Source organism: Streptomyces sp. NPDC001549 (assembly GCF_042894025.1).
In the GTDB taxonomy this organism is placed as follows: Bacteria; Actinomycetota; Actinomycetes; order Streptomycetales; family Streptomycetaceae; genus Streptomyces; species Streptomyces kutzneri.
Map to the genome: position 1 here is coordinate 20,795 of NZ_JBIAVJ010000016.1, position 22,955 is coordinate 43,749.

Annotated in this window: 17 protein-coding genes; 3 read left to right on the forward strand and 14 right to left on the reverse strand. The window is 72.3% G+C overall.

The window, feature by feature from the left end; all coding sequences use genetic code 11:
* Window positions 1-2 precede the first annotated feature (2 nt).
* Entirely contained in the window at window positions 3-701 is a 699-nt protein-coding gene (locus tag ACFY04_RS24600; RefSeq protein ID WP_389119632.1) for a LuxR C-terminal-related transcriptional regulator, read from the reverse strand.
* On the reverse strand, window positions 698-1,993 hold the full coding sequence (locus tag ACFY04_RS24605; RefSeq protein WP_389119633.1) for a PspC domain-containing protein: 1,296 nt from the start codon (window positions 1,991-1,993) through the stop codon (window positions 698-700). Before ACFY04_RS24605 ends, ACFY04_RS24600 begins: the two co-directional genes overlap by 4 nt.
* Window positions 1,994-2,124: 131 nt before the next feature.
* Here ACFY04_RS24605 and ACFY04_RS24610 point away from each other — a divergent pair, with 131 nt between their 5' ends.
* Both ACFY04_RS24610 and ACFY04_RS24615 read left to right on the forward strand, forming a co-directional pair.
* Window positions 2,125-3,450, forward strand: a complete 1,326-nt coding sequence (locus tag ACFY04_RS24610; protein WP_389119636.1) for a PspC domain-containing protein — start codon at window positions 2,125-2,127, stop codon at window positions 3,448-3,450.
* Window positions 3,437-3,661, forward strand: coding sequence for a hypothetical protein (locus tag ACFY04_RS24615; protein WP_351159934.1), 225 nt, complete (start codon window positions 3,437-3,439; stop codon window positions 3,659-3,661). Before ACFY04_RS24610 ends, ACFY04_RS24615 begins: the two co-directional genes overlap by 14 nt.
* On the opposite strand, the gene ACFY04_RS24620 is transcribed toward ACFY04_RS24615, so the two are convergent.
* The 6 genes from ACFY04_RS24620 to ACFY04_RS24645 all read right to left on the reverse strand — a co-directional run bounded on the left by ACFY04_RS24620 (window position 3,607) and on the right by ACFY04_RS24645 (window position 9,679).
* A complete protein-coding gene (locus ACFY04_RS24620; protein ID WP_389119639.1) occupies window positions 3,607-4,122 on the reverse strand; it encodes a TQO small subunit DoxD in 516 nt (171 codons plus the stop codon). The two genes, ACFY04_RS24615 and ACFY04_RS24620, sit on opposite strands and share 55 nt — an antisense overlap.
* 18 nt (window positions 4,123-4,140) lie before the next feature.
* Window positions 4,141-5,397, reverse strand: coding sequence for a hypothetical protein (locus ACFY04_RS24625; protein ID WP_389119641.1), 1,257 nt, complete (start codon window positions 5,395-5,397; stop codon window positions 4,141-4,143).
* 102 nt (window positions 5,398-5,499) lie between these two features.
* Window positions 5,500-6,261, reverse strand: a complete 762-nt coding sequence (locus ACFY04_RS24630; RefSeq protein ID WP_389119642.1) for a class II aldolase/adducin family protein — start codon at window positions 6,259-6,261, stop codon at window positions 5,500-5,502.
* A 125-nt stretch (window positions 6,262-6,386) separates the two neighbouring features.
* A complete protein-coding gene (gene guaA / locus ACFY04_RS24635) occupies window positions 6,387-7,973 on the reverse strand; it encodes a glutamine-hydrolyzing GMP synthase (protein ID WP_327736944.1) in 1,587 nt (528 codons plus the stop codon).
* A gap of 70 nt (window positions 7,974-8,043) precedes the next feature.
* Window positions 8,044-8,907, reverse strand: a complete 864-nt coding sequence (locus ACFY04_RS24640) for a helix-turn-helix domain-containing protein (RefSeq protein WP_389119644.1) — start codon at window positions 8,905-8,907, stop codon at window positions 8,044-8,046.
* A 13-nt stretch (window positions 8,908-8,920) separates the two neighbouring features.
* A complete protein-coding gene (locus tag ACFY04_RS24645) occupies window positions 8,921-9,679 on the reverse strand; it encodes a DUF6879 family protein (RefSeq protein ID WP_389119646.1) in 759 nt (252 codons plus the stop codon).
* A gap of 802 nt (window positions 9,680-10,481) precedes the next feature.
* Between ACFY04_RS24645 and ACFY04_RS24650 the strand changes: the two genes are divergently transcribed.
* Window positions 10,482-10,742 carry a chorismate mutase gene (locus ACFY04_RS24650; RefSeq protein WP_030712793.1) on the forward strand — a complete coding sequence of 87 codons (261 nt, stop codon included), beginning with the start codon at window positions 10,482-10,484 and terminating at the stop codon, window positions 10,740-10,742.
* A gap of 272 nt (window positions 10,743-11,014) precedes the next feature.
* Here ACFY04_RS24650 and ACFY04_RS24655 read toward each other — a convergent pair whose 3' ends face one another.
* The 6 genes from ACFY04_RS24655 to ACFY04_RS24680 all read right to left on the reverse strand — a co-directional run.
* Entirely contained in the window at window positions 11,015-12,682 is a 1,668-nt protein-coding gene (locus ACFY04_RS24655; protein WP_389119649.1) for an LPXTG cell wall anchor domain-containing protein, read from the reverse strand.
* A gap of 189 nt (window positions 12,683-12,871) precedes the next feature.
* Complete coding sequence (locus ACFY04_RS24660) at window positions 12,872-14,677, reverse strand: GMC oxidoreductase (RefSeq protein ID WP_389119651.1); 1,806 nt, start codon at window positions 14,675-14,677, stop codon at window positions 12,872-12,874.
* 11 nt (window positions 14,678-14,688) lie between these two features.
* Window positions 14,689-16,320, reverse strand: a complete 1,632-nt coding sequence (locus ACFY04_RS24665; RefSeq protein ID WP_030010246.1) for a succinic semialdehyde dehydrogenase — start codon at window positions 16,318-16,320, stop codon at window positions 14,689-14,691.
* A 103-nt stretch (window positions 16,321-16,423) separates the two neighbouring features.
* The gene (locus ACFY04_RS24670) at window positions 16,424-18,031 is read right to left on the reverse strand and encodes a serine/threonine-protein kinase (RefSeq protein ID WP_389119652.1); all 1,608 of its coding nucleotides are present in this window, start codon (window positions 18,029-18,031) and stop codon (window positions 16,424-16,426) included.
* Window positions 18,032-18,156: 125 nt separating this feature from the next.
* A complete protein-coding gene (locus ACFY04_RS24675; RefSeq protein ID WP_389119654.1) occupies window positions 18,157-20,697 on the reverse strand; it encodes a protein kinase in 2,541 nt (846 codons plus the stop codon).
* Between the two features lie 78 nt (window positions 20,698-20,775).
* The coding region (locus ACFY04_RS24680; RefSeq protein ID WP_389119656.1) for a serine/threonine-protein kinase at window positions 20,776-22,955 on the reverse strand (2,180 nt) is incomplete at its 5' end.

Consider the following 22,955-nt stretch of genomic DNA (forward strand, 5'->3'; position numbering starts at 1 on the left):
ACTCAGACCAGGCGGCGGGCCGTCGCCCAGCGGGTCAGTTCGTGCCGGTTGGAGAGCTGGAGCTTGCGCAGGACGGCCGAGACGTGCGACTCGACCGTCTTCACCGAGATGAAGAGCTGCTTGGCGATCTCCTTGTACGCGTACCCGCGCGCGATCAGCCGCAGCACCTCGCGCTCGCGCTGCGTGAGCCGGTCCAAGTCCTCGTCGACCGGCGGCGCGTCCGTCGAGGCGAACGCGTCGAGCACGAAGCCCGCCAGCCGCGGCGAGAACACCGCGTCCCCGTCCTGGACGCGGAAGACCGAGTCCACCAGGTCGGTGCCGGTGATGGTCTTGGTGACGTAGCCGCGCGCACCGCCCCGGATGACCCCGATGACGTCCTCGGCCGCGTCCGACACCGACAGCGCCAGGAACCGCACCGGGTTCTCGGCCGCCGCCATCAGCGGGGCGCAGCGCCGCAGCACCTCGACGCCGCCGCCGCCGGGCAGGTGCACGTCGAGCAGGACCACCTCGGGCCGGGTGGCGGTGATGACGGTGACGGCCTGGTCGACGTCGGCCGCCTCGCCGACGACCTCGACGCCCGTGCGTCCGGTCTCGCCGATCTCGGCCTGCACCCCCGTACGGAACATCCTGTGGTCGTCGACGAGCACCACCCGGACACGCCTGGTCTCCCCCACGCCTGCGTTCTCTCCCGCCTCGGTCATGCTGTGTTCGCCGCCCTCTCCATCTCCAGCTCGACTTCCGTGCCGCCGTCGGGCGCGGACCGCAGCCGTGCGGTCCCGCCGTTGCGCTGCATCCGGCCGATGATCGATTCTCGTACGCCCATGCGGTCGCCGGGTACCGCGTCGATGTCGAAGCCCGGTCCCCGGTCCCGTACGGACACGAACACCGTCTGCCCCTCGACCTCCGCGTACACCTGTACGGGCCCGCCGTCGCCACCGTACTTGGCGGCGTTGACCATCGCCTCGCGCGCGGCCTGTATCTGTGCCGCCAGCCGCTCGTCGAGCGGGCAGTCCCCGACGACCACGACCTCGATCGGGACGCCGTGGTGGTCCTCCACCTCGGCGGCGGTCTTCTTCACGGCCTCCGCGAGGGTGGCCGGCTCCTCCGCCTCGTCCTTGCCGGTGCCCTCGGGCTTGTAGAGCCAGTTCCGCAGTTCTCGTTCCTGCGCCCGCGCGAGGCGGCGCACCTCGGAGACGTCCTCCGCGTTGCGCTGGATCAGGGTGAGGGTGTGCAGCACCGAGTCGTGCACGTGGGCGGCGACCTCGGCGCGCTCCTGGGCGCGGATGCGCATCAGGCGTTCCTCGGACAGGTCCTGGGTCATCCGGATCAGCCAGGGTCCGGCGAGCAGGGCCACGCCGACGAGGACGGCGAGGGTGGCGGTGAGGACGTTGCCGAGCTGTGCGGCGGAGCCCCGTACGACGATGAAGACGGTCAGGCCCACCCCGACCAGGGCGACGCCGGCGAGGGCCCGCGCGACCTGGAAGAGGCGTCCGTGCCGTCCGGCGGCCGTCGACCAGTGGGCCCGGCGGGCGTTGTCGGCCTGCCGCCATACGAGCACGACCCCGGCCCCGACCAGCAGCGTCGGCCACACGTACCGGCCGGAGGCGCCGCCGAGCTGGACCTTGGAAATGAAGATGCCGGCGCCGATGAACAGGGCGATCAGCGCGGTGATCTGCCCCCGGTCGGGTTTGCGCAGCCGGCGGGTGCCGTCGGGGAGGGTCTCGAAGAAGGAGCGGTGTCCGGTCCGGCCGCCGACGCCGAGCGGTACGAAGACCCAGAACGCGGCGTACAGCAGCACGCCCAGCCCGTCGCCCCACATGAACAGCAGGAGGAACGCCAGGCGGACCCAGCCCACCGGAAGCCCGAGGTGCCCGGCGAGACCGCGCGCGACACCGCCGAGCATCCGGCCGTCGGCGCTGCGGTAGAGCCTGCGCTGCGGCACCTCGTCGGCGTCCGGTGCGTGCGGGGTACGGGGAGGGGCGGCTACGGGCATGTCACCAAGGGTCACACGCCCGGCGGGGGCCGGTCATCAGGGCATCCCCCCACATCTGCCGGGGGGATATCAGGGTTGCACCAGGGTAGGGCCGGATGCCGCCCGCTTCGGCGGGCCGTCACCATGGACCCATGACCGAAGTACACGACGCCCCGCCGGCCGGGCCCGGGGCCCCGCGGGCCGATGCCAGGCCGCCCCTGCGCCGCAGCAAGCGCGACAAGGTCCTCGCGGGCGTGTGCGGCGGCCTCGGCCGGTACTTCGATCTGGACCCGGTGGTCTTCCGCGTCGTCCTCGGTGTCCTCGCGGTCACCGGCGGCGTCGGTCTGATCTTCTACGGCTTCGCGTGGCTGCTGCTCCCCCAGGAGGGCGAGGAGGACAGCGAGGCGAAGAAGCTGCTGACCGGCCGGGTCGAGGGGGCCACGCTGGCGGCGGTGTTCGCCGCGCTGGTGGGCTGCGCGCTGTTCCTGTCGATGCTGGACAACGGCGGGCTGGCGGCCTTCTCGGTGCTGGTCGTCCTCGCGCTGGGCGGGGCCTCGTACTGGTCGCAGCGCAAGCGGCACACCTACCGGCCCGAGGCGCAGGCGGCGCCCGACCCGGCCGGCAGCGCCCCCCGCGCCGCGCACTCGCCCGCCCCGCCGGAGACGCAGGCGCCGCCCACTCCCGGCGCCCCGTCCTGGTGGCGGGACCCGCTGGTCAAGGACGGTACGACCGGCCCGGTCGGCGGGACGGGATACCTGTGGGGGCCCGACGACTCGGCGGACCCGGTGGTGACCGGCCGTACCCCGGCGGCGGCCGCGAAGGCGCCCGCCGCCCCGGCCCGCCCGCGCGGCGGCATCGGCGGCCGGGTCTTCGTGCTGGCGCTGCTGGCCGGGATCGCGGGGACCGCCGCCACCTGGGAGGGCAACCCGCTCGGCGAGGCCCTGCAGACGGGGCTCGCGGCCGCGCTGGTCGTCTTCGGTCTGGGTCTTGCGGTCAGCTCCCTGCTGGGACGCACCGGCTTCGGCACGATCGTGCTGGCGGTGTTCACCGCGGGTCTGCTCGCGGGCGCGGCCGTCCTGCCCCGGGAGATCGGCACGGACTGGCGGGAGGTCGAGTGGCGTCCGGCCGCGGTGGCCGACGTGAAACCCGTGTACGAGGCGGGCACCGGCCTCGCCACGCTGGATCTGAGCCGCCTGGACGTGCCGAAGGGCACCACCGTGGCCGTCGGGGCGTCCATCGACGCGGGCCGGCTCAAGGTGGTCCTGCCGCGGGAGGTCACCGCGCTGGCCGATGTCACCATCCGGCGGATGGGCGACGTACAGATGCCCGGGGACCGCGCGGACCGGATCGAGCGGGTCGGAGAGCAGAACCGTACGGAAACCCTCGCGCCGGCTGCCGGCACCGAGGCCGGCGGGACGATCGAGCTGCACCTCAGTGCGGATTTCGGACAGGTGGAGGTGGCCCGTGCGGCGTCATGAGTTCCAGCCGGGACGGCTGATCGCGGGGCTGGCCCTGGTGGTGGCGGGCGTGCTCTACCTGCTCGAGACCACCGGCGAGGCGGACCTGCCCTGGTTCGCGGTCATCCCGATCACCATGGGCGGGCTCACCCTCGCCGCACTGGTCGGGCTGGTGACCTACGCCGTACGCCGGGACAGGCGCGACCGGATCACCGAGTCCAGCGACAGGTAGGGCGCCCCGGCGAGGATCAGCGGGGTCCACGCCATCAGGTAGATCAGGTCGTTGCCGTAGTAGTACGGGGTCACCGCCCACGACACCGTGAGCCACAGGCTGAGCGCGATCAGCGCCCCGCCGACGGCCGCGATACGGGTCAGCAGGCCGGCCAGGGCCCCGAGGCCGACCAGGATCTCCCCGATGGCCAGGGCGACGGCGAAGCCCACGGGGGAGTTCAGCGACAGGTCCACGAGGCCGGGGATCGCGGAGGTGTCGCGCACCCCGCGCATCTGGTCGCCGATGGAGCCGTCGCCGGAGGCGGAGAGGAACGCCGGGTCGGTCAGTTTGTCGATCCCCGCGTACACGAAGGTCACGCCGAGAAAGAGCCGCAGGGGCAGCAGCGCGTGCCGGGAGGCCAGCTCGCGCAGGCCCACGACCTCGCGGGGGGCGCCGGTTTCAAGAACATCGGTTCGGTTCACGGAACATGTGTACCCCGATCATTCGGCAACATCGATGGTGCAGCGGTTGGATTCCACCCCTGCGGCCGTGACCACCTGGATCTCGACGCGCCCCGGCTCCACCTCCGCCGGGACCGGCACGGTCAGCACGGCGTCGGAAGGATTGGTGAATCCGCCCGCCACCGGGACCAGCGGCACGTGCACGTGCACCGCCCCGACCCGTACGACCAGACGGGCCAGCATCTCCGGCGTCTGCGCCCCGGGCGGCACGAAGCCCACGCCCCGGATCTCGATGTCGTCCCCGGGGCGGACGGCCGCGTCCAGATCCCCGGGCTCCCGTCTGCGCACCACCGACAGCACCAGCGGGCGGCTGCCCTCCGCGTACTTCGCCGCCAGGTACACCGCGGCCGACAGCGCCACCAGCAGGGCCAGCGCCCAGGGCAGCTGCGGCAGCCGGTCCGGGAAGCGCGCCAGCGAGGCCGTCGCGTAGGCGAGCACCACCGTCGAGACGAGCACGTACTGCGCGTCCGGGAAGCTCCCGCGGCCCGCGTCGTCCGTCAGGAGGTCCACCCCGCGCGGCCGGTCGGCCGGCAGCTTCTGCAGCCGCTGGCCCATGATCCGTACGGAGACCACCCGGCGCACCAGCACCGCCACGGCGGAGGTCAGCGAGACCACCGCCAGCAGCGGCAGCGCCCGGTCCAGCGCGAGGCCCGCGTACAGGGCCTGCCGCTCGGGCCCGGGCGCCGAGGCGGCCAGCCGCAGCGCGGGCAGCAGCGTGGCGAAGGCCGTCAGCACCACCCAGGCGCTGGGCACGGCCTTCGAGGTGGACAGCCGGTTGTCCTCGCCGACCAGCGGGGCCAGCAGCCCGCCGCGCACGGACTGGGCGCGGGCCGCGACCGTGAGCAGTCCGGCCAGCACCAGGGCCGCCAGCAGCCCGGCGGTGCGCGCCGTGGACCAGCCGGTGCCGAGCGCGGCGGCGACCTGCACCAGCAGCAGGACCCCGGCGGCGATCCAGACGGCGAGGACGGCCCGCCGCGAGAACAGGTACAGCCAGGAGTTCCCGGCCTCCCTGCCCCGGTCGGCGACGGTACGGGCCGACAGGGTCAGCTCGTCGGAGACCCACTGGCGGGAGGCGCCGAGCGAGTGGGCCACGGCGGCCGGCACGCCCTGCCCGGAGGCGAACTCGTCGCGCTTCTCCAGGAACGCCGTGACCGCGCGCCGGTGGCCCTCGCGGGCGCACTCGTCGCAGGCGCAGGCGGTGGTATGGGTACCTCGGGACATCTCTTGGACAGCCACGTACGTGCCGCCTCTCTGAACTACGGTGCAATGCCAGCGAATTGTGCACCACTGCGGCAGTGCTCCGGATTGCGCACGATGTCAGAGCAGGTGATTAACGGTTCATGATGTTGACGCCACCAGCTCTCTGAGTGGCTGGTAGCTCACCCAGGCGGCCAGATCGGACCCGAACCGCTCGCGCGTCAGGGCCGCTGCCCGGTGGTCGATGGGCACCGGTTTCCCCGCGGCCCGGGCGATCAGCTGCACCTGCGCGGCCCGCTCCGCCTCGATGAACCACCAGACGGCGGCGTCCACCGAGTCCCCCACCGTCAGCAGCCCCCGGTTGCGCAGGACCAGTGCCTTGTACGGGCCGAGCGCGAGCGCGGTCCGCTCCGGTTCGCCGGCCCCGGAGTACTCGTCGAGGAGCGCGTGGTCCTCGTAGAAGGCACAGGCCTCCTCGGTGATCGGGGCCAGCAGTTCGCCCAGCGCCGCGAGGGCCCGGCCGTACGGGCCCTGCGCGCGGACGACGGCGACCACCTCGGGGCGCCGGCGGTGGACCGCCGCGTGCACGGCGAAGGCCAGCTGGTTGACCCGGCGCCCGCCCCGGACCACCCGCCCGTCCCCGTCGACCAGCAGCAGGTCGTCGGCGGTGAGCGCGGTGAAGGCCCGGCCGAAGGGGTTCACCCAGTAGCAGTCCTCGAACTCCGGGTCCCGCGCGGTGATCTGCCCCGCCACCCCGTCCTCGTAGCCGAGGCGCCCCAGCAGCCGCAGCGCCTCGGCGAGCCGCTCCCTGCGGTGGGCACGGGCCGCGTCGACGGTGTCGTGCACGGGCGGCATCTCGAAGCCCAGCCGCTCCACGGGCACGGGTACGGGCTGGTCCGGCATGGGCGCTCCTTCGAACGGCTCGGTTCGCCGCGCAAGGTACCCGGGGCCCTGCCAAGTGGCCAGAGAAACGGCGAAGCCGCCGCCCGCGGGTGCGGGGCGGCGGCTTCACGGCGATCCGGGTGGGACTACTCCCACTCGATGGTGCCCGGGGGCTTGCTCGTGCAGTCGAGGACCACCCGGTTCACCTCCGGCACCTCGTTGGTGATGCGGGTCGAGATCCGGGCGAGCACCTCGTACGGCATGCGCGTCCAGTCCGCGGTCATCGCGTCCTCGGAGGAGACGGGGCGCAGCACGATCGGGTGGCCGTAGGTGCGGCCGTCACCCTGGACGCCGACGCTGCGGACGTCCGCGAGCAGGACGACCGGACACTGCCAGATCTCGCGGTCCAGGCCGGCCGCGGTCAGCTCGTGGCGGGCGATGGCGTCGGCCTCGCGGAGCAGGTCCAGGCGCTCCTTGGTGACCTCGCCGACGATGCGGATGCCGAGGCCGGGGCCCGGGAAGGGCTGGCGCTGGACGATCTCGTCGGGCAGGCCGAGCTCCTGGCCGACCATCCGGACCTCGTCCTTGAACAGCTGGCGCAGCGGCTCGACGAGCTCGAACTCGATGTCGTCGGGGAGCCCGCCCACGTTGTGGTGGGACTTGATGTTGGCGGTGCCGGTGCCGCCGCCGGACTCGACGACGTCCGGGTACAGCGTGCCCTGCACGAGGAAGGCGACCGCGGGGCCGTCCTCCTGGAGGATCTCCAGCTGGGCCTGCTCGAAGACGCGGATGAACTCGCGGCCGATGATCTTGCGCTTGGTCTCCGGGTCGGAGACGCCGGCCAGCGCGGTCAGGAAGCGCTCCTGCGCGTCGACGACCTTCAGCTGCACGCCGGTCGCGGCGACGAAGTCCTTCTCGACCTGCTCGGTCTCACCCTTGCGCATCAGGCCGTGGTCGACGTAGACGCAGGTCAGCTGCGAGCCGATGGCCTTCTGCACGAGGGCCGCGGCGACGGCGGAGTCGACGCCGCCGGAGAGGCCGCAGATGGCGCGCTTGTCGCCGACCTGCTCGCGGATCGCCGCGATCTGCTCCTCGACGATGTTGCCGGTGGTCCAGGTGGGGGCGAGGCCCGCGCCGCGGTAGAGGAAGTGCTCCAGGATCTGCTGGCCGTGCGTGGAGTGCATCACCTCGGGGTGGTACTGCACGCCGTACAGCTTCTTCTCGTCGTTCTCGAAGGCCGCGACCGGGACGACGTTGGTCGACGCGGTGACGGTGAAGCCCTCGGGAGCGGCGGAGCAGGCGTCGCCGTGGGACATCCACACCGACTGGTTCTCGGGGGTGCCCTCGAAGAGGGTGGAGCCGGCCTTGGAGACGGCCAGCGGGGTGCGGCCGTACTCGCGCGCGCCGGTGTTGTCGACCTGGCCACCGAGGGTGACCGCCATCAGCTGGAAGCCGTAGCACATGCCGAAGACGGGGACGCCGGCCTCGAAGATCGCGCGGTCGAGCTGCGGGGCGCCCTCCTCGTACACGGACGACGGACCGCCGGAGAGGATGATCGCCTTGGGGTTCTTGGCCAGCATCTCGTCGACGGGCATCGAGCTCGGCACGATCTCGCTGTAGACCCGTGCTTCGCGGACGCGGCGGGCGATGAGCTGGGCGTACTGGGCGCCGAAGTCGACGACGAGAACCGTGTCCGGGGCGCTGTCGTGGGCGGCGGAGGGTGCTTCTGGCACGGGGCGGCCTTCCGGCGGAAGAGGTGGCTGTTTTGTCGATTCTAACGGGGGACGCAGGCCCCTCTTCGTCTCACCATCCGAATCCCGGCGCCTCCGCTGCCCGACGTGCCCGGCTGATCACGCACTGTGCGTCCGCCCCGAAGGCGGCGGATTCGCGGAGGGCCTGCCAGACCCGGAGGTGGGTGGCGACGCTGTCGGTGTCGTCCAGCCAGAGTTCCGCGTGCCAGGTCTCCACGACCACCTGCCGGTCGTCGTAGATCCAGAATCCGAGTCCTGGCGGGATCTGCAGAGCCGCCCTGAGGGGGACGATCCCCAGTTCCACGGTGTCGAGGCCGATCACACCGTGCAGTCGGTCGAGCTGGGCGCTGAGTACCGAGGGCGAACAGATCCGAGCATGGAGAACCGCTTCCCACAACAGGATTCGGTAGCGCTTTCCGGAGTCGTACAGCCCCTCTTGCCGCTTCATCCGGGAACGCACGGCTTCTTCGATGTCTCTGGGCGTCTGATGCAGATCCGCGAAGCGGCTGAGGATCGCACGCGCATAGTCAGGCGTCTGAAGCACCCCGACGACCCAGGACGATTCCCACGCGCGGAGCACACGCGCGTCCGCCTGCGCCTGGTTGTGCACATCCTGTACAGGCCGAAGTCCCCCGGCCAGCTGGCGGCGCCACGAGCGGATCCTGGATTCCAGCCCGCGCAGCCGGGACAGCAGCTCCTCCGCTGCTTCCGGTTGCTCGACCCCCGCCGCCCACGCCCTCAGGTCGTCCGCCGTGGCTGTCTGCCGCCCCGTCTCCAGCTTGCTGACCTTCGACTGAGTCCAGCCAAGACGCGCCGCCAGCGCCGTACCAGTAAGCCGAATTCCGGGGCAGGCCTCACGCAGCTCCCGCAGCCTCACGCCGAGGGCCGCTCTCGCCTGCTGGTAGTCCGTACTCACCGGTTGCACACGCTCACTGCTGCTCGGCTGCCGCCAGTGCTGCGGCGAACGTCCCGCACGAGACGGCGTAATGCCAGGCCGTGTCCCGTACCTGGGCGCAACGATTGACCTCGACAGGCTCGGTGACCAGCTCGACGTCGAGCAGATTGTCCCCCTCGTCGAAATTGAGCACAGCGACGAGCCGGGAATCGAAGATCCAGAAATCCTCGGTGGGCAGCCGCAGCCGCTCGGCGTCCGCACGCCACAGATTGCGGATCTCCTCCCCGAGCGCGATGTTCTTCTCGGTGTGGGCCATGAGGTAGCGCTGCCCCGGAGTCGGGTGACTGTCGACAACACGTACGCGACCAACGGTGGCACCGCCTGATGCCTTCTGCCGAATGGTCGTGCTCCACGCTGTTTCCATGTCCCATGACGGACTCTCGCCCCGCAGGAACTGGGCGTACGTGTCAGTGGCTTCGTCTGAGGCGTACCGGCGGCGCGTCTCCAGCCGCCACGCGGTGTGCTCAAAGTTCTCGAACAGCCTCCCGAAGGCATCCAGGTCGATGATGCGGGGCACACGGATGACCTCCTTGGGGCAGAAGTCGACGATCAGTTCACGCGGAACCACGATCGCCACCTCGCCCGGCGAGAGGTGACGCAACTGGGCAACGTCATCGGGATCGGTGAGCGGGGTTCCCTGAACGACGACTTCGGCGCTGTCCAGATCTTCATGCACGGCGGGGCAGCCACCTTCACCGCTGCCTGTGCCGTTGAAGCGCAGCCTGCGTGCCATTGGTCCTGCCCCTTCGTCGCGCCAGCCCCGGCTTCAAAGGATGTCGGCCGCCACGCAGGAATGTCGATGCATGGCCGACCACAGCAGCGCAATAATCGAGAATAGTCTCGCAAGGCCCCAAGTGACGCTCTCTAGCGTGCCGTTCATGGCATCTCTGACAACCATGAGCCCACCTGTGCATCTGTCACTTCCTTCGGAGGCTCCGAAACCGGCCGCAGGCTGCGACGTGTGCGCGGCACTGGCGAACCAGCGCTCGGAGGCCCACCGGCGGGGTGATCTCTCGGCGGTGTCGGACTGCAATGTGGAGATCGTCGCTCACCGTGGGCGCAGCCGATGCTGAGCCCACGAGCGGTCCTCCGGTACGTCGCACACACCATCCAGCACGCGCCGGAGGGCGGCGTCACCTACGAGGTCTTCTGCACGGCGTACCGCTGCGGGGCCGAGTCCGGCCCACAGGACGAGCAAGGAGCAGCACAGGACTGGGCGCTGCGGCACACGGAGCGGACCGGCCACCACCTCTTCCGGCGCGTGTATACGGACCACGCGCGCGTCACGCAGACCTCCGAGCCGTCTCAGCATCCGAACGCGATTGGCCCAGAAGGGGACGGAAGGTAGTATCCGCGCCATGCGCAAGCAGCTGAGCTTCCTGTTTACCTATGGCACCGGTCGGTCCGGTCGCCATGGGTCCTCGTGATGCTCGCTTGAGCCACTGACTTCCCGGAAGCGCCCCGGTCCGACAGGACCGGGGCGCTTCCGCGTTTCCGCTCCTGTCGGCACGACACGACCCACAGGAGAGAACACCATGAGCGTCACCACCACCCCCGAGCAGCTGATCGCCGACTCCCGTACGCGCATCGACGCCCTCGACGACCGGATCATCGGCCTGATCCAGGAGCGGATGGCCGTCTCGACCGTCATCCAGGACGCCCGGATCGCGTCCGGCGGGCGCCGGGTGCATCTGTCGCGCGAGATGGAGGTGCTCTCCCACTGGAGCGATGCGCTCGGAAAGCCCGGCACCGCCCTCGCCATGACCCTGCTGGAGCTGTGCCGGGGGCGCGTGTGACGGCTGTTCGTCACCCGTCCGGACCGTGACCGGCCCCGGGGCCCTTCGTTGGTGAGGGTGTCCGCGTCAGCCAGCCGCGGAACCGCAACACCACGCGTGGATCCGCTGGAGCGATGAGACGCACGCCCCGTGGAGCGTGCGTCGTGGGACCTCGCTCCTTCGCGTGGCCGGACGGCAGGGGACAGCAGCCCGGTCACCCCGTAAAGGACGACCGGCCCGGGGGACGCCCCGGGCCGGTCGTTCTGCGTTGTCGCGCGTACCCGGTCACGCCGTTACGCGTGCCCGCCCGCCTTGCGGCGGAACGCCAGGAACAGCCCGCCGCCGACGGCCAGGAGCACCGCGCCGCCGAGCGCGATCGCCTGGGCGGAGCTGCCGGTGGAGGCGAGGCCGCCGTTCGCCGTGACCCCCGTACCGGTGGCCGAGGCGCTCGGCGTCGCGGTCGCGGTCGCGGTGGGCGTCGCGGAGCCGGTCGGGGCCGGCGTGGCCGAGGTGGAGGCGGTCGGGGTCGGGGCCGGTCCGGTGTCCTTCGCGTTGATCACGAAGGCCGCCTTGTTGTTGCTGTCGTTCGGGTCCCAGCGCTGGCCCGTGGTGCCCTCCGGCGTCCACTGGCCGACCGTGATCGAGCCCTTGGCGTCCGCCACGACCGTCTCGATCTTCAGCTGGAACGGGTAGGCGAACGTCTCCTTCTCCCCCACGACATGGCCGGTGGAGCAGAAGTAGCGCGGCGCGCCCAGGGTCTGGTCGCGGTGGGTGCCGTTGGCGTTGACCCCCGTGCAGCCGGCCGGGACCTTGGTGACCTTCGCGCCCGCCGGGATCATGATGTCGGTACGGGCGACTGCATCCTTGGAGCGCAGGTGGGCGACCCACGCCGGGCCGTCGTTGCGGAAGCCGAAGTCGGCGGTGACCGTCTCGCCGGCCTTGCCCTTGAGGGACACGCCCGTGGCCACCAGGTCGGCGGTGTTCCTCGTCGCGAAGTCGAACTCCTGGATGTTGTTCCAGGGGTCGAGGTCCGCCGCCTGCTGGGTGGACCGGGCCGCGGCCTTGGGGGCCTGCTTCGCCGCGGCCAGCTTGTTGCGGGCGGCCGCGGGCGCGCGGTACTTCGCCGCCTTCGGCTGGTCGCCGGCCGCGTACACCGCGTAGGTCAGGCCGTCGATGAAGGCGTGCGGGGCGGCCTTGAGGGTCAGCGGGCCGTCGACGCCGTAGACCGCGCCCGGCTCGTACTCGCCTTCCAGCAGGCACTGCACCGTGCTCCAGCCGGTGTTCCACGGCTGGCCCGCACGGGTGTCGTCGGAGTAGGAGCAGTTGTCGTACTGCTCGACCAGGTCGATGCCGTGCGTGGTGCGCATTTCGAGCACCACGCCGTTGACGGGGTCGGTGCCCTCGTTGGCGAAGATGATCGACAGGTTCTGCTTGTCGCCCGGCTTCTGCTCCGCCTTCAGCCGGGCCCGGTCCAGCACCAGGTCGGGGCCGCCGACGCGCACCTTGGTGGTGGCGGCCTTGAAGGTGGCGCCTTCCGCCGCGCCGGTGAGCGTCAGGTCGGCGGTCGCGCCGGTCTTGCTGTCCTTGGCCGCGCTGAGGTTCAGGCCCACGACGGTGCTCTCGCCCGTCCACAGCGCCCAGCTCTTGCAGGTCACGGCCGCGGCGGTGAGCTTGCAGTCCGCGCCCCGGTCCTTGGCGAGCGTCACGTCGGCGATGCCCTTGAGGCCGCTCAGGTCGATCGTGAAGGTGCTCGGGCGGTCGAACGTCGTGGTGGAGTCGTTGACGATCCGGAACTCCACCGAGGTCTTCTGCGGCTCACCGCTCTGCCCGGGGTGCGGGCGCAGACCGATCCCGGCCGGTCCGGCCAGGGTGAAGACGGGGTCCGCAGCGTGTGCGGGAGTAGTGGCCGGCCCCAGGGCCACGAGGGCGCCTGCAGCCAGCAACGAGATGCGCTTTCTCATGCAGCCGTTGACTGTCGAACATCAGTCGCAGTTGCACACTTCACCGTGTGATCGACACCACAGCTGGGCACCGTGGATTCCGGTACAACCATCAAGGCTGAACATCTGTCACGTATGTACCGCGGTGGGTACCGCGCTCGGAGGGGGAGCGCGGTACCCACCGCTGTCACACGACAGGTTCCGGATCGCTCACGACCGACGCGGCGGAATCTCCGGGACCCCGAGGAACGGCAGCCGCAGCGCGCCGAAGGCCTCCTTCGGTACCGCCGGACGGACCGGCTCCACCGCGTCCAGGCGGACGTACGCGGCCCCCTGCTCGGGCCGCGGGTCCCGCTCGCCCGTGTTCGGCCAGTACGACATCGCCCGTTCCGCCTGCGCGGTGATCGTCAGCGACGGGTTCACGCCGAGGTTCGCGGAGACGGCCGAGCCGTCCACCACCGAGATGCCCGGGTGCCCGTAGAGCCGGAGGTACGGGTCCACCACGCCCTCTTCCGGCGAGGCGCCGATCGGGCAGCCGCCCAGGAAGTGCGCGGTCAGCGGGGTCCCCATCAGCTCGCCGATGTTGCTGCCCGGGAAGCCGTTGATCTCCTCGGCCAGCAGGGTCGCGGCCTGCGTGGCCTCCGCGATCTGGACCGGGTTCGGGGCGCCGTGGCCCTGACGGGCCGTGAGCAGGCCCTTCCCGATCCCGCCGGGCTTGCGGTACGTGGTCAGCGAGTTGTCCAGCGACTGCATGACCAGGCCGATGATGGTCCGCTCCGACCAGCGCCGGTTGGACAGCGAACGCGCCAGCTGCACCGGGTGCCGCACGGTCCGGCCGAGCCAGGCACGGACCCGGTGCTTGCTGTGGGGGACCTGGAGGACCGTCATGAACCCCATGGCGTTGGAGCCCCTGCCGTAGCGGACGGGCTCGATGTGGGTGTCGGCGTCGGGGTGCACGGAGGAGGTGATCGCCACGCCCCGGGTGAAGTCGGCCCGGCGGTCGCCTCCGTGCCGCTTGCGGTAGCGGCGGTCGTCGGTCTGCGCGCCGACCAGGCCCTCGGAGTTGGTCCGGGTCAGCTCCCCGAGCCGGTGCGAGAGGCGCGGGAGCTCGCCGCGGTCCTTCATCGTGTGCAGCAGGGTCTGCGTGCCGTAGGTGCCCGCCGCGACGACGACGTACCGGGCGCGCAGCACCTTCGCCCGGCCCCGCCGGCGGCCGTCGGTGGGGACGGTGCGGACGCGGTAGCCGCCCTCGGGATGGTCGGAGAGCGCGGTGACGGTGGTCATCGGGTGGATGACGGCGCCGGCGCGCTCGGCGAGGTGCAGGTAGTTCTCGTTCAGGGTGTTCTTCGCGCCGTGCCGGCAGCCGGTCATGCACTCGCCGCATTCCGTGCAGGCCCTGCGGGCGGGGCCGGCGCCGCCGAAGTACGGGTCGGGGACCTCGTCCCCTGGCCGGACCTTCGGCTGCGCCTCGCCGTCGCCGCCGTCGCCGAAGAAGACGCCGACCGGGGCCATGTGGAAGGAGTCCGCGACGCCCATCTTCTCGGCGGCCGCCTTGAGGTGGACGTCGGAGGGGGTCATGGTCGGGTTGAGACGCACCCCGAGCATCCGCTTGGCCTGCTCGTAGTAGGGGGTGAGCTCCTCGCGCCAGTCGGTGATGGAGGCCCACTGCCGGTCCTCGAAGAAGGCGGTGGGCGGCACGTACAGCGTGTTCGCGTAGTTGAGCGAGCCGCCGCCCACGCCGGCGCCCGCGAGCACCATCACGTTGCCGAGCAGGTGGATCCGCTGGATCCCGTACAACCCGAGGGCCGGGGCCCACAGGTAGTTGCGCAGGTCCCAGCTGTTCTTCGGCAGGCTCTCGCGGGTGAAGCGGCGTCCTGCCTCCAGGACGCCGACCCGGTAGCCCTTCTCGGTCAGGCGCAGCGCCGAGACCGATCCGCCGAACCCCGATCCGATGACGATGACGTCGTAGTCGTAGTCGTGGTCGTGGTCGTGGGAATCAGATGCAGGCTCAGACACGGTGCTGCCCCTTAGCGGAGTCGGAGGGCCTTCATGACCTTGAGGCTGCGGGTCATGAACGCCGCGTACTTCTCGTCGTCCATGCCCAGCGAGGGCGCCATCGGAAGCAGCCGCTGGTGGGCGACGGTCTGGGCCTCGGTGTACTTGAGGATGCCCTCGGATCCGTGGCGGCGGCCGAGGCCGGAGTCCTTCATGCCGCCCATGGGTGCCTGGGCGCTGCCGTAGGCGGGGGCGTAGCCCTCGTTGATGTTGACGGTGCCGGTGCGCAGGCGGGCGGCGACGGCGTGGCCACGGCGGGAGTCCTTGGTCCAGACGCTGGAGTTGAGGCCGTAGGCGGTGGCGTTGGCCTCGGCGATCGCCTGGTCCTCGTCGGTGAAGCGGTAGATCGAGACGACGGGGCCGAAGGTCTCCTCGCCGCACACCGCCATGGGGGCCTCGACGCCGTCGAGGATGGTGGGCTCGTAGAAGAGCGGGCCGATGTCGGGCCGGGCGGTGCCGCCGGCGACGAGGGTGGCGCCCTTGGCCACGGCTTCGTCCACGTGCCGCTGTACGGTCTCCAGCTGGCGCTCGCCGACCAGGGAGCCCATGTCGGCGCCGTACGCGAGGGAGGCGCCGAGCCGCATGGCCTTCGTACGGGCCGCGAACCGCTCGACGAAGGCGTCGGCGACGGAGGCGTGGACGTAGAGCCGCTCGATGGAGATGCAGAGCTGTCCGGCGGAGGAGAAGCAGGCGCGGACGGCGCCCGCGGCGGCCTTCTCGATGTCGGCGTCGTGCAGCACGAGCATGGCGTTCTTGCCGCCGAGTTCGAGGGAGACCCCGACGAGGCGGTCGGCCGCGCCCCGGGCGACCTCGCGGCCGGTACGGGTGGAGCCGGTGAAGGAGACGTAGTCCGCGTGCCGGACCACCTCGGGGCCGACGACGGGGCCCTCGCCGAGCACGATCTGGAAGACCTCGGCGGGCAGGCCGGCCTCGATCAGCAGGTCGCGGGCCCACAGGGCGGTCAGCGCGGTCTCGGTGTCGGGCTTCATGACGAGCGCGTTGCCCGCCACGAAGGCGGGCAGGGCGTCGCCGACCGACAGTTCGAGCGGGTAGTTCCAGGGGGCGATCTGGCCGACGACCCCGCGCGGCTGGCGCAGCTCGGTGACCTTGGTGAGGGTGGGCATGGCACCGGTGTGGCCCTTGGGGCGCAGGTACCCGGGGGCCTTGCGCCCGTAGTGGCGGGCCGAGACGGCGACCGCCTGGACCTCCTCGTGCGCGTGCAGGCGGGCCTTGCCGGTCTCCAGCTGGATCAGGTCGAGGACCTCGGCCTGCCGGTCGAGGACCAGGTCGTGGAAGCGCAGCAGGACCGCCGCCCGCTTGGCGACGGGGACCGCCGCCCAGGCGGGCTGGGCGGCACGGGCCCGGTCGAAGGCCTCGGCCACGTCCTCGGGGGTGGCCTCCGGGAGCTCCGCCAGCCGGTCCCCGGTGAAGGGGGTGTGGTTGGCGGTGCGGCCGGATCCGATCACTCCGCGGGTCAGCCGGGCGACCAGGTCGGGGGTCACCACGTCGGCGGCGGTGCGGGCACCGGCCGGGGCCGGGGCGACCGGGTTGGTGGGCTCCGGTGCGGTCCGGAGGGGGGCGGCGGGGGCCTGCGAGTCCGTCATGCCGGTGAGCGTATTGCGCCGGACAGCCTTTGGGTACCCGTCGGTAACCGGATTTTGTCATTTCCGCCAGTGGTTGCTGGCAGGGTGGCGGAACCGGGGCCGATCAGGACTTCCCGGCGGGCGGCTCCCAGCCGCTGAGCACGACGTCGAACTGCTGCTCGGTCGTGGCCCAGGTCTCGACCGGGCTCGACATGTAGATGGCGTACTCCGTGCCGTCCAAGGCCACGTACATCTGCTCCTTGGCCCTGCGCGGGCCGGGGTGGTTCTGCTTCTCCGTCCAGGTGAAGTCCCAGAGCGCGGCCCGGGTGCTGTCCCGGAAGGTGTTCTGGTTCAGCCGCACCTTCTTGTAGTCGGTCCGCTTCGCCACCTGCTTCTCCAGGTCGAGGAGGTGCGCGTACGGGTCCTGGTAGTCCGGGGTGGAATCGGAGGCGATCCGGATGAAGTGCTTCCCGTCGTCCGGGGTGTAGTCGATCTGGTCGCCGTTCGCCTTGCGCGTCCAGCCCTCCGGGACGAACAGCGTGAAACCGGCGATGGGGTCGGTGACCTTGCTCCAGCCCGCCGGCGGGCCCGCCGAGGTGACCACCTTGTCCGGACCGGCGTCGTCCCCCGTGTCCCCGGTGTACTTGAGCACCCCGAACACGCCGCCGCCGCCGAGCAGCGCCGCCACCAGGGCCACGACCACGGCCCGCCCCCGCCAGCCCCGGTCCGGGCCGGCGGCGGTCGTGGTGGTGGCCGCGGGGGGCAGGGGCTCCGCCAGTGCGGCCGTCGCCCCGATCTCCGCCGGCGGAGGCGGAGCCGGCACCTCGGATCGTTCCTGCGCCGGGGCCAGTTCCTCCGGGGTCACCGCGCGCGTGGGCACGTACGCCTGCGCGGCCTTCGGCTCGCGGCCCTCCATCGCCTCCAGCAGCATCCGCTCGGCCTCCTCGGCCGAGGGGCGCTCCGTCGGATCCTTGCGCAGCAGGGCCGTGATGACCGGCCCGAGCGCCCCGGCCTGGCGCAGCGCCGGAGGCTCGTCGTTGACCACGGCCTGCAGGCTGGAGATGGGTGACGTACGGCGGAACGGCGAACGGGCCTCCACCGCCGTGTAGAGGGTGGCACCCAGCGACCACAGGTCGGAGGACGGGTCGGGGATGCCACCGGTGACCCGCTCGGGCGCCAGGTAGTCGATGGAGCCCACGATCTCGCCGGTGCGCGTGATCGACGAGTCGCCCTCGATCGCGGCGATCCCGAAGTCCGTGAGCAGCACCCGGCCGTCCTTGGCGAGCAGCACGTTGCCCGGCTTCACGTCGCGGTGCAGTACGCCGACCGCGTGCGCGGCGCGCAGCGCGCCCAGCACGTGCAGGCCGATCCGGGCCGCCTCGCGGGGCTCGATCCGCCCGGCCGCCTTGGCCGCATCCGCGAGGGAGGGCCCGTCGATGTACTCCATGACGATCCACGGCCGGTCGTCGTGCTCCAGGACGTCGTGGACGGTGACGACCGCCGGGTGCTGGATCCGGGCCGCGGCCCGGGCCTCCTTCTGCGTCCGGGCGTGCATGACGTCCCGGTCGGCCTGGGCGACGTACAGACCCGCCGTCAGTTCCTTGACGGCGACGGTCCTGTGGAGCAGCTCATCATGCGCACGCCACACCTTGCCCATGCCGCCCCGGCCGATCGGCTCGACGAGCCGGTACCGGCCCGCCAGCACGGCGCCCCCACCTGTCTGCTGTTCCACGAAATCCCGCCGCTCTCTGCACTTCAGGCCAGATTACGGAGCCCGGAGGGGCTGCCGGAACCGCCCGGGCGCCGAAAGACGGCACTGTGACGCAATCGCCGTACTGATCAGTCGTCAGTATCCGTTCAACCGCCCGCCTTGTAACTCGCCGTGGCCTTCTCGAAGACCTCGGTGACCTTGGACTGCTCGTCCTCCGGACCGGTGACCAGGACGACGTGGTAGCTGCCGCCCAGCGCCACGACGAAGTTGCGGGCGAAGACGTTGCGGCCGGTCCCGTCGATCCACGTGTACCGGCCCGTCGCGCGCAGTTGCTGGCCCACCTTGGTGGTCTTCACATCGCCGACGGTCGACCAGGTGGACGTCCGGTACGGGGTCAGCTCCGGCTCCTTGTCCTTCTGGTACGCCGCCGGATCCGGATTGCCCTGGACCTTGTCGCGGCCGGGGACGACGGTCAGCACGAACTGCCCGTCGGTGTACCGGACCTGACCGGACTCATTGATTCCGCGACGCTCCCAGCCGTCGGGTACGGCGATCTCGAAGTGCTCCGGGTCCTGCTGGGTCGTGTAACCGGCCGGGGCGGGGGCCGGGGCGGCCGGTGACTCGGCGGGCGCCGTCGTCTGCGGGGCGGGCTTGGACTCGGGCGTGCCCGAAGGGACCTGGGAGGGGCTCGGCTTCGCCGGCGCCTGCGCGGTGCCACCCTGGGAGGCGCCCGCGGGCTCCTGGTCGGCGGCCCGGGGCATGAACAGCATCGCGTACGCCACCCCGCCGGCGAGGAGGACCAGGATCCCGACGAGCAGGGTCCGCCCGAGGGCACGCGGCTTACGGGGGCCCGCGGGGTTGCGGTGGCGCCCGTGGACCTCACCGCGGCGGCGTACGACGGGCAGCCGCGCCGGATCCGGTTCCGGCATCGGAAGCGCCCCGAACCCGGCGTCCGGTTCGGGCGCGGACCGTACGAGCGACCGCAGCCAGCCGCGGAGCTCCTCGAAGTCGGGCCGCTCGGTGGGGTCCTGGCGCAGCAGCGACTCCACGATCGGGCGCAGCGCGCCGCACTCCTCGGCGAAGGCGGGCGGCTCCGCGCAGACCATCTCGACCAGCTCGGCGACGCTGTCCTCCGGGTACGGGGCATGCCCCTGCACCGCGCGGTAGAGCAGCGCGCCGAGCGCCCAGAGGTCGGTGGCGGGCCCGACGGGGGCCGCGAGCTGCCAGTGCCCGTGCACGGGGCCGGCCTGCTCGGGGGCCCACCGCTCGGTGACGGCCCCGACGACGGCCATCCGGGTCTGCCGCGCGCGCTCGGCGTCCAGGCCGGTCCGCGGCCCGGACCAGCCGTTGCCGGCGGGCTGGGACCGGTCGGGGGCGGCCGGGGCGTCGGCCTGCCGGTAGCCCTGGGGCAGGGCGAGCTGGGCGGGCAGGGCGGGGCGCTCGTGCTGCGCCTGCGGTGCCTGCTCCGGCTCCGGATCCGAGGCCGGCAGGGGTACGGGTTCGGCCAGGGGCTCGGGATCGGGTACGGGTACGGGTACGGGTACGGGCTCCGGTTCCGGGGCGGGTTCCGGTTCCGGGGCGGGCCCGGGAAGCTCCGCCCGGCGGGGGGTCGCGCCGTGCCAGGGGGCGGCGGCGCCGGTCTCCGGGCCGCCGTACGGATACGAGTACCCCTGCGGGAGCGTCGACCCCTCGGGGCGGCGCTCCGGCGGCGCACCGGCCTCGATCTCGGCCGCCGTCCCGGCCCTGCGCTCCTCGATCACCCGGGCGGCGGCGGCCCGCGCCCCGGCCCGGTAGGCGGCGATGGCGCCGGCCCGCGCGGCGGCCTGGAGGTCGGGGCGGTCCTGCGGACGGCCGGGGGTGATGTGGTCGGTGTACCGCGGCCCGGTGTCGTATCCGGGGGCCACGAGCGGCGCGTACGCGACGTCCACCGGGCCGGCGGCGGCCGGAGTCGGGCCCGGGGCCGGACCGGGGACCGGATCCGGAGCGGGGACGGGCGGCGGAGCCAGGACAGGGGCGAGGACGGGGGCGGGGACCGGAGCCGGAACCGGGGCAGTGGCGGGGGCGGTGACAGTGGCGGTACCCCAGCCCGCTCCGCCGCCTCCGGTGTCCTCCGCGCTCGGGACGGGGTCGTACCCGCACAGGGCCTCCTCCGCCGCGCCGGCCGCGAGGCCCGTCAGCACGACCCGGCCGTCCTCGCACACCAACACCGTCCGGACGGTGATGTTCCGATGCGTCCAGCCGTGCGCGTGCAGCACCCGCAGCGCCGTCAGCACGTCCGACGCCACCTCGGCGGCCCGGTAGGGGCTCAGCGGTTCATCGGCTATCAGCGCGGCCAGCGGCCGGGCCGGGACCAGTTCGCTCACTATCCACAGCGACTCGCCCTCGGCGAACACGTCGAAGACCTGGTCCAGCCGCGGATGGTCCGGGATCGAAGCCGCGGCCTGCGCCGCCTCGATGGCCCGGCGTACGGCCGGCAGATCGGCGGGCGAGCGGCGCGCCGCCGGGACGGCCCGCGGCCCGTCCAGCAGCTCCGCGTCCACGACCTCCGGTAACGGCACCTGCCGTACCAGGACTTCCTGCCCGCTGCGCGTGTCGAAGGCGCGGGTCTCCATCAGTTCGTACTCGTCGGACGGCGGCACGGGCAGGCGGTAGCGGCCGGCCAGGATCCGGCCCGCGTACTCCTCCACATCGCCTCCCCCGAGTGCGGCGGGCTCCCCATGGCCCCTCCGACACGATACGTCGCCAGGGCCGCCCGCGTCCCGGGGTCAGCCGAGCGGCTGGAAGGTCTCGAAGGCGACGTTGCGCATCTGGGTGCACTCGGGGGCGTCCCACTGGTCGGCGGCGCAGCTGATCATGATCGCGTAGCCGTGCGTCGCGTCCAGCTTGAAGCCACGGTTGAGCACCCGGACCTTGATCCCCTTCTGCTCCCGCTCGAACTCCCAGTCGGCGACGGTCGGGTAGCCCCGGTAGTCCACCACGTCGATGCGGAGCTGCCGGTATCCCGTGCTGCTGCCCGCCACGCCAGGGACCGACTTGATCCAGGCGAGGCGCGCGTCGTCGCCCGGCTTGCCGGTGTAGTCGACCTGGATCCGCGGGAATCCGCCGCTTTCACGGGCGTATATGGCGCCGGAGTTGTCGCCCGCTATGCCTATCTGCTTGAAGCCCTCGGGCATCGCCATCGAGAAGTGGAACCCGAACTCCTGGATCAGTGCGTATCCCGCCGGAAGTGCGCCGCCGGACCCGCCGGACGTGGCGCCCTGGCCCTGGCCCACGCCCGGGGACTGCTGGCCCTGGCCCGGCTGACCACCGGTGGCGGTACCCGTACCGGCACTGCCGCCACCGGCCGTCTCACCCGTGTTCCCCGAGGGCTTCGGGGAGGTCTCCCCGGTCCCGCCGCTGCCGCTTCCGCCGCCCGGGTCCTTCGGGGCCGAGGCCGCCGGAGTGGGCTTGCCGTCGCCCTTGCTCTCGTCCTTGGTGTCCGTGTCGTCGCCGCTGAAGGCGTAGGCGATGAGCGAGCCGACGACCGCCAGCACCACGACCACGGCCGCCGCAGCGAGCACGATGGTGCGGCGCTGCATCACGTCCGTGAGCGGAGCCTTGACGGGGGACGGCTTGGACTTCGGCGGCTCCGCGGCGGAGACGGCCGTGGTGGCGGCCGTGGTGGCGGCCGTGGCCGTCGCCGCCTTGCGGGCAGCCTTCAGCGCGGCGCGGGCGCGTTCGCGCTGCTCGCGGTCGCGCCGCTCGCGTTCCTTCTTCGCCGCCCGCTCGGCCGCTTTCTCCGCCTTGTCCGCGGCGGCCTTCTCCACGGCCTCCTTGGCGTCGGCCAGCGATATCTGCCGGGTCTCCTCGGCCGCCGGAGCCGCTACGGGAGCCGGCGCGGGCTCGGGCGCCGCGAGGACGGCGCCCAGCATCGCCCGGGTGCGGGCTTCGTCGAGCCGGTGGGTCGGGTCCTTGGCGAGCAGGCCGTAGATGACCTCGGCCAGCGGACCGGCGTTCTTCGGCGGGTCCACCGGCTCGGTCATCACCGCGGTGAGGGTGGCGAGCGCGGATCCCTTGTCGTACGGGGGCACTCCCTCGACGGAGGCGTACAGCAGACCGCCGAGCGACCACATGTCGGCGGGCGGGCCGGGCTTGTGGCCGCGGGCGCGCTCGGGGGAGATGTAGGAGGGGGCGCCGACGAGCATGCCGGTGGAGGTGACGGAGGGGTCGCCCTCGACCTGCGCGATGCCGAAGTCGGTGAGGACGACACGGCCGTTGCCGGCGATGAGCACGTTCGACGGCTTCACGTCGCGGTGCAGGATGCCCTGGCCGTGCGCGGCGCGCAGCACGTCGAGCACCGCGAGCCCGACCTCGGCTGCGCGGTGCGGGGTAAGGGGGCCGTTCTCGCGTATGAACTCGGCGAGCGAGAGGCCCTCGATGAGCTCCATGACGATCCACGGCCGGCCGTCCTCGTCGACGACGTCGTAGACGGTGACGGCGCCGCCGCTGCGGATCCGGGCAATGGCCTTGGCCTCGCGGAGGGTACGGGTGATGAGGCGTCGCTTCTCGTCCTCGTCGACCCCGGTGCTGAAGCGGAGCTCCTTGACGGCGACGGTCCGGCCCAGGGTCTCGTCCTGGGCCCGCCAGACGGTACCCATCCCGCCCTTGCCGAGCACGGCCCCCAGCCGGTACCGCCCGGCCAGCAGCCGCCCCTCGTCCTGCCCGCTCCCGGCGGCCTTGGCCGCGGCGGCCTTGACGGCGGCGGCCATGGCATCGGCCTTCTCGACGACGGGATTGACCACCTCGCCCCCCGCCTTGGGCGCGGGCACGTCCTTGCGCAGCCCCGGCTTGGCAGCCGCAGGCTTCACGTCCTCGGCCCCCGCCACAGGCACAGCGTCGGCCACGGGCTTCGCACCCTCAGACTCCGCCGCAGGCTTCTTCGCCTCGGGCTTCGCCTTGGGCGCGG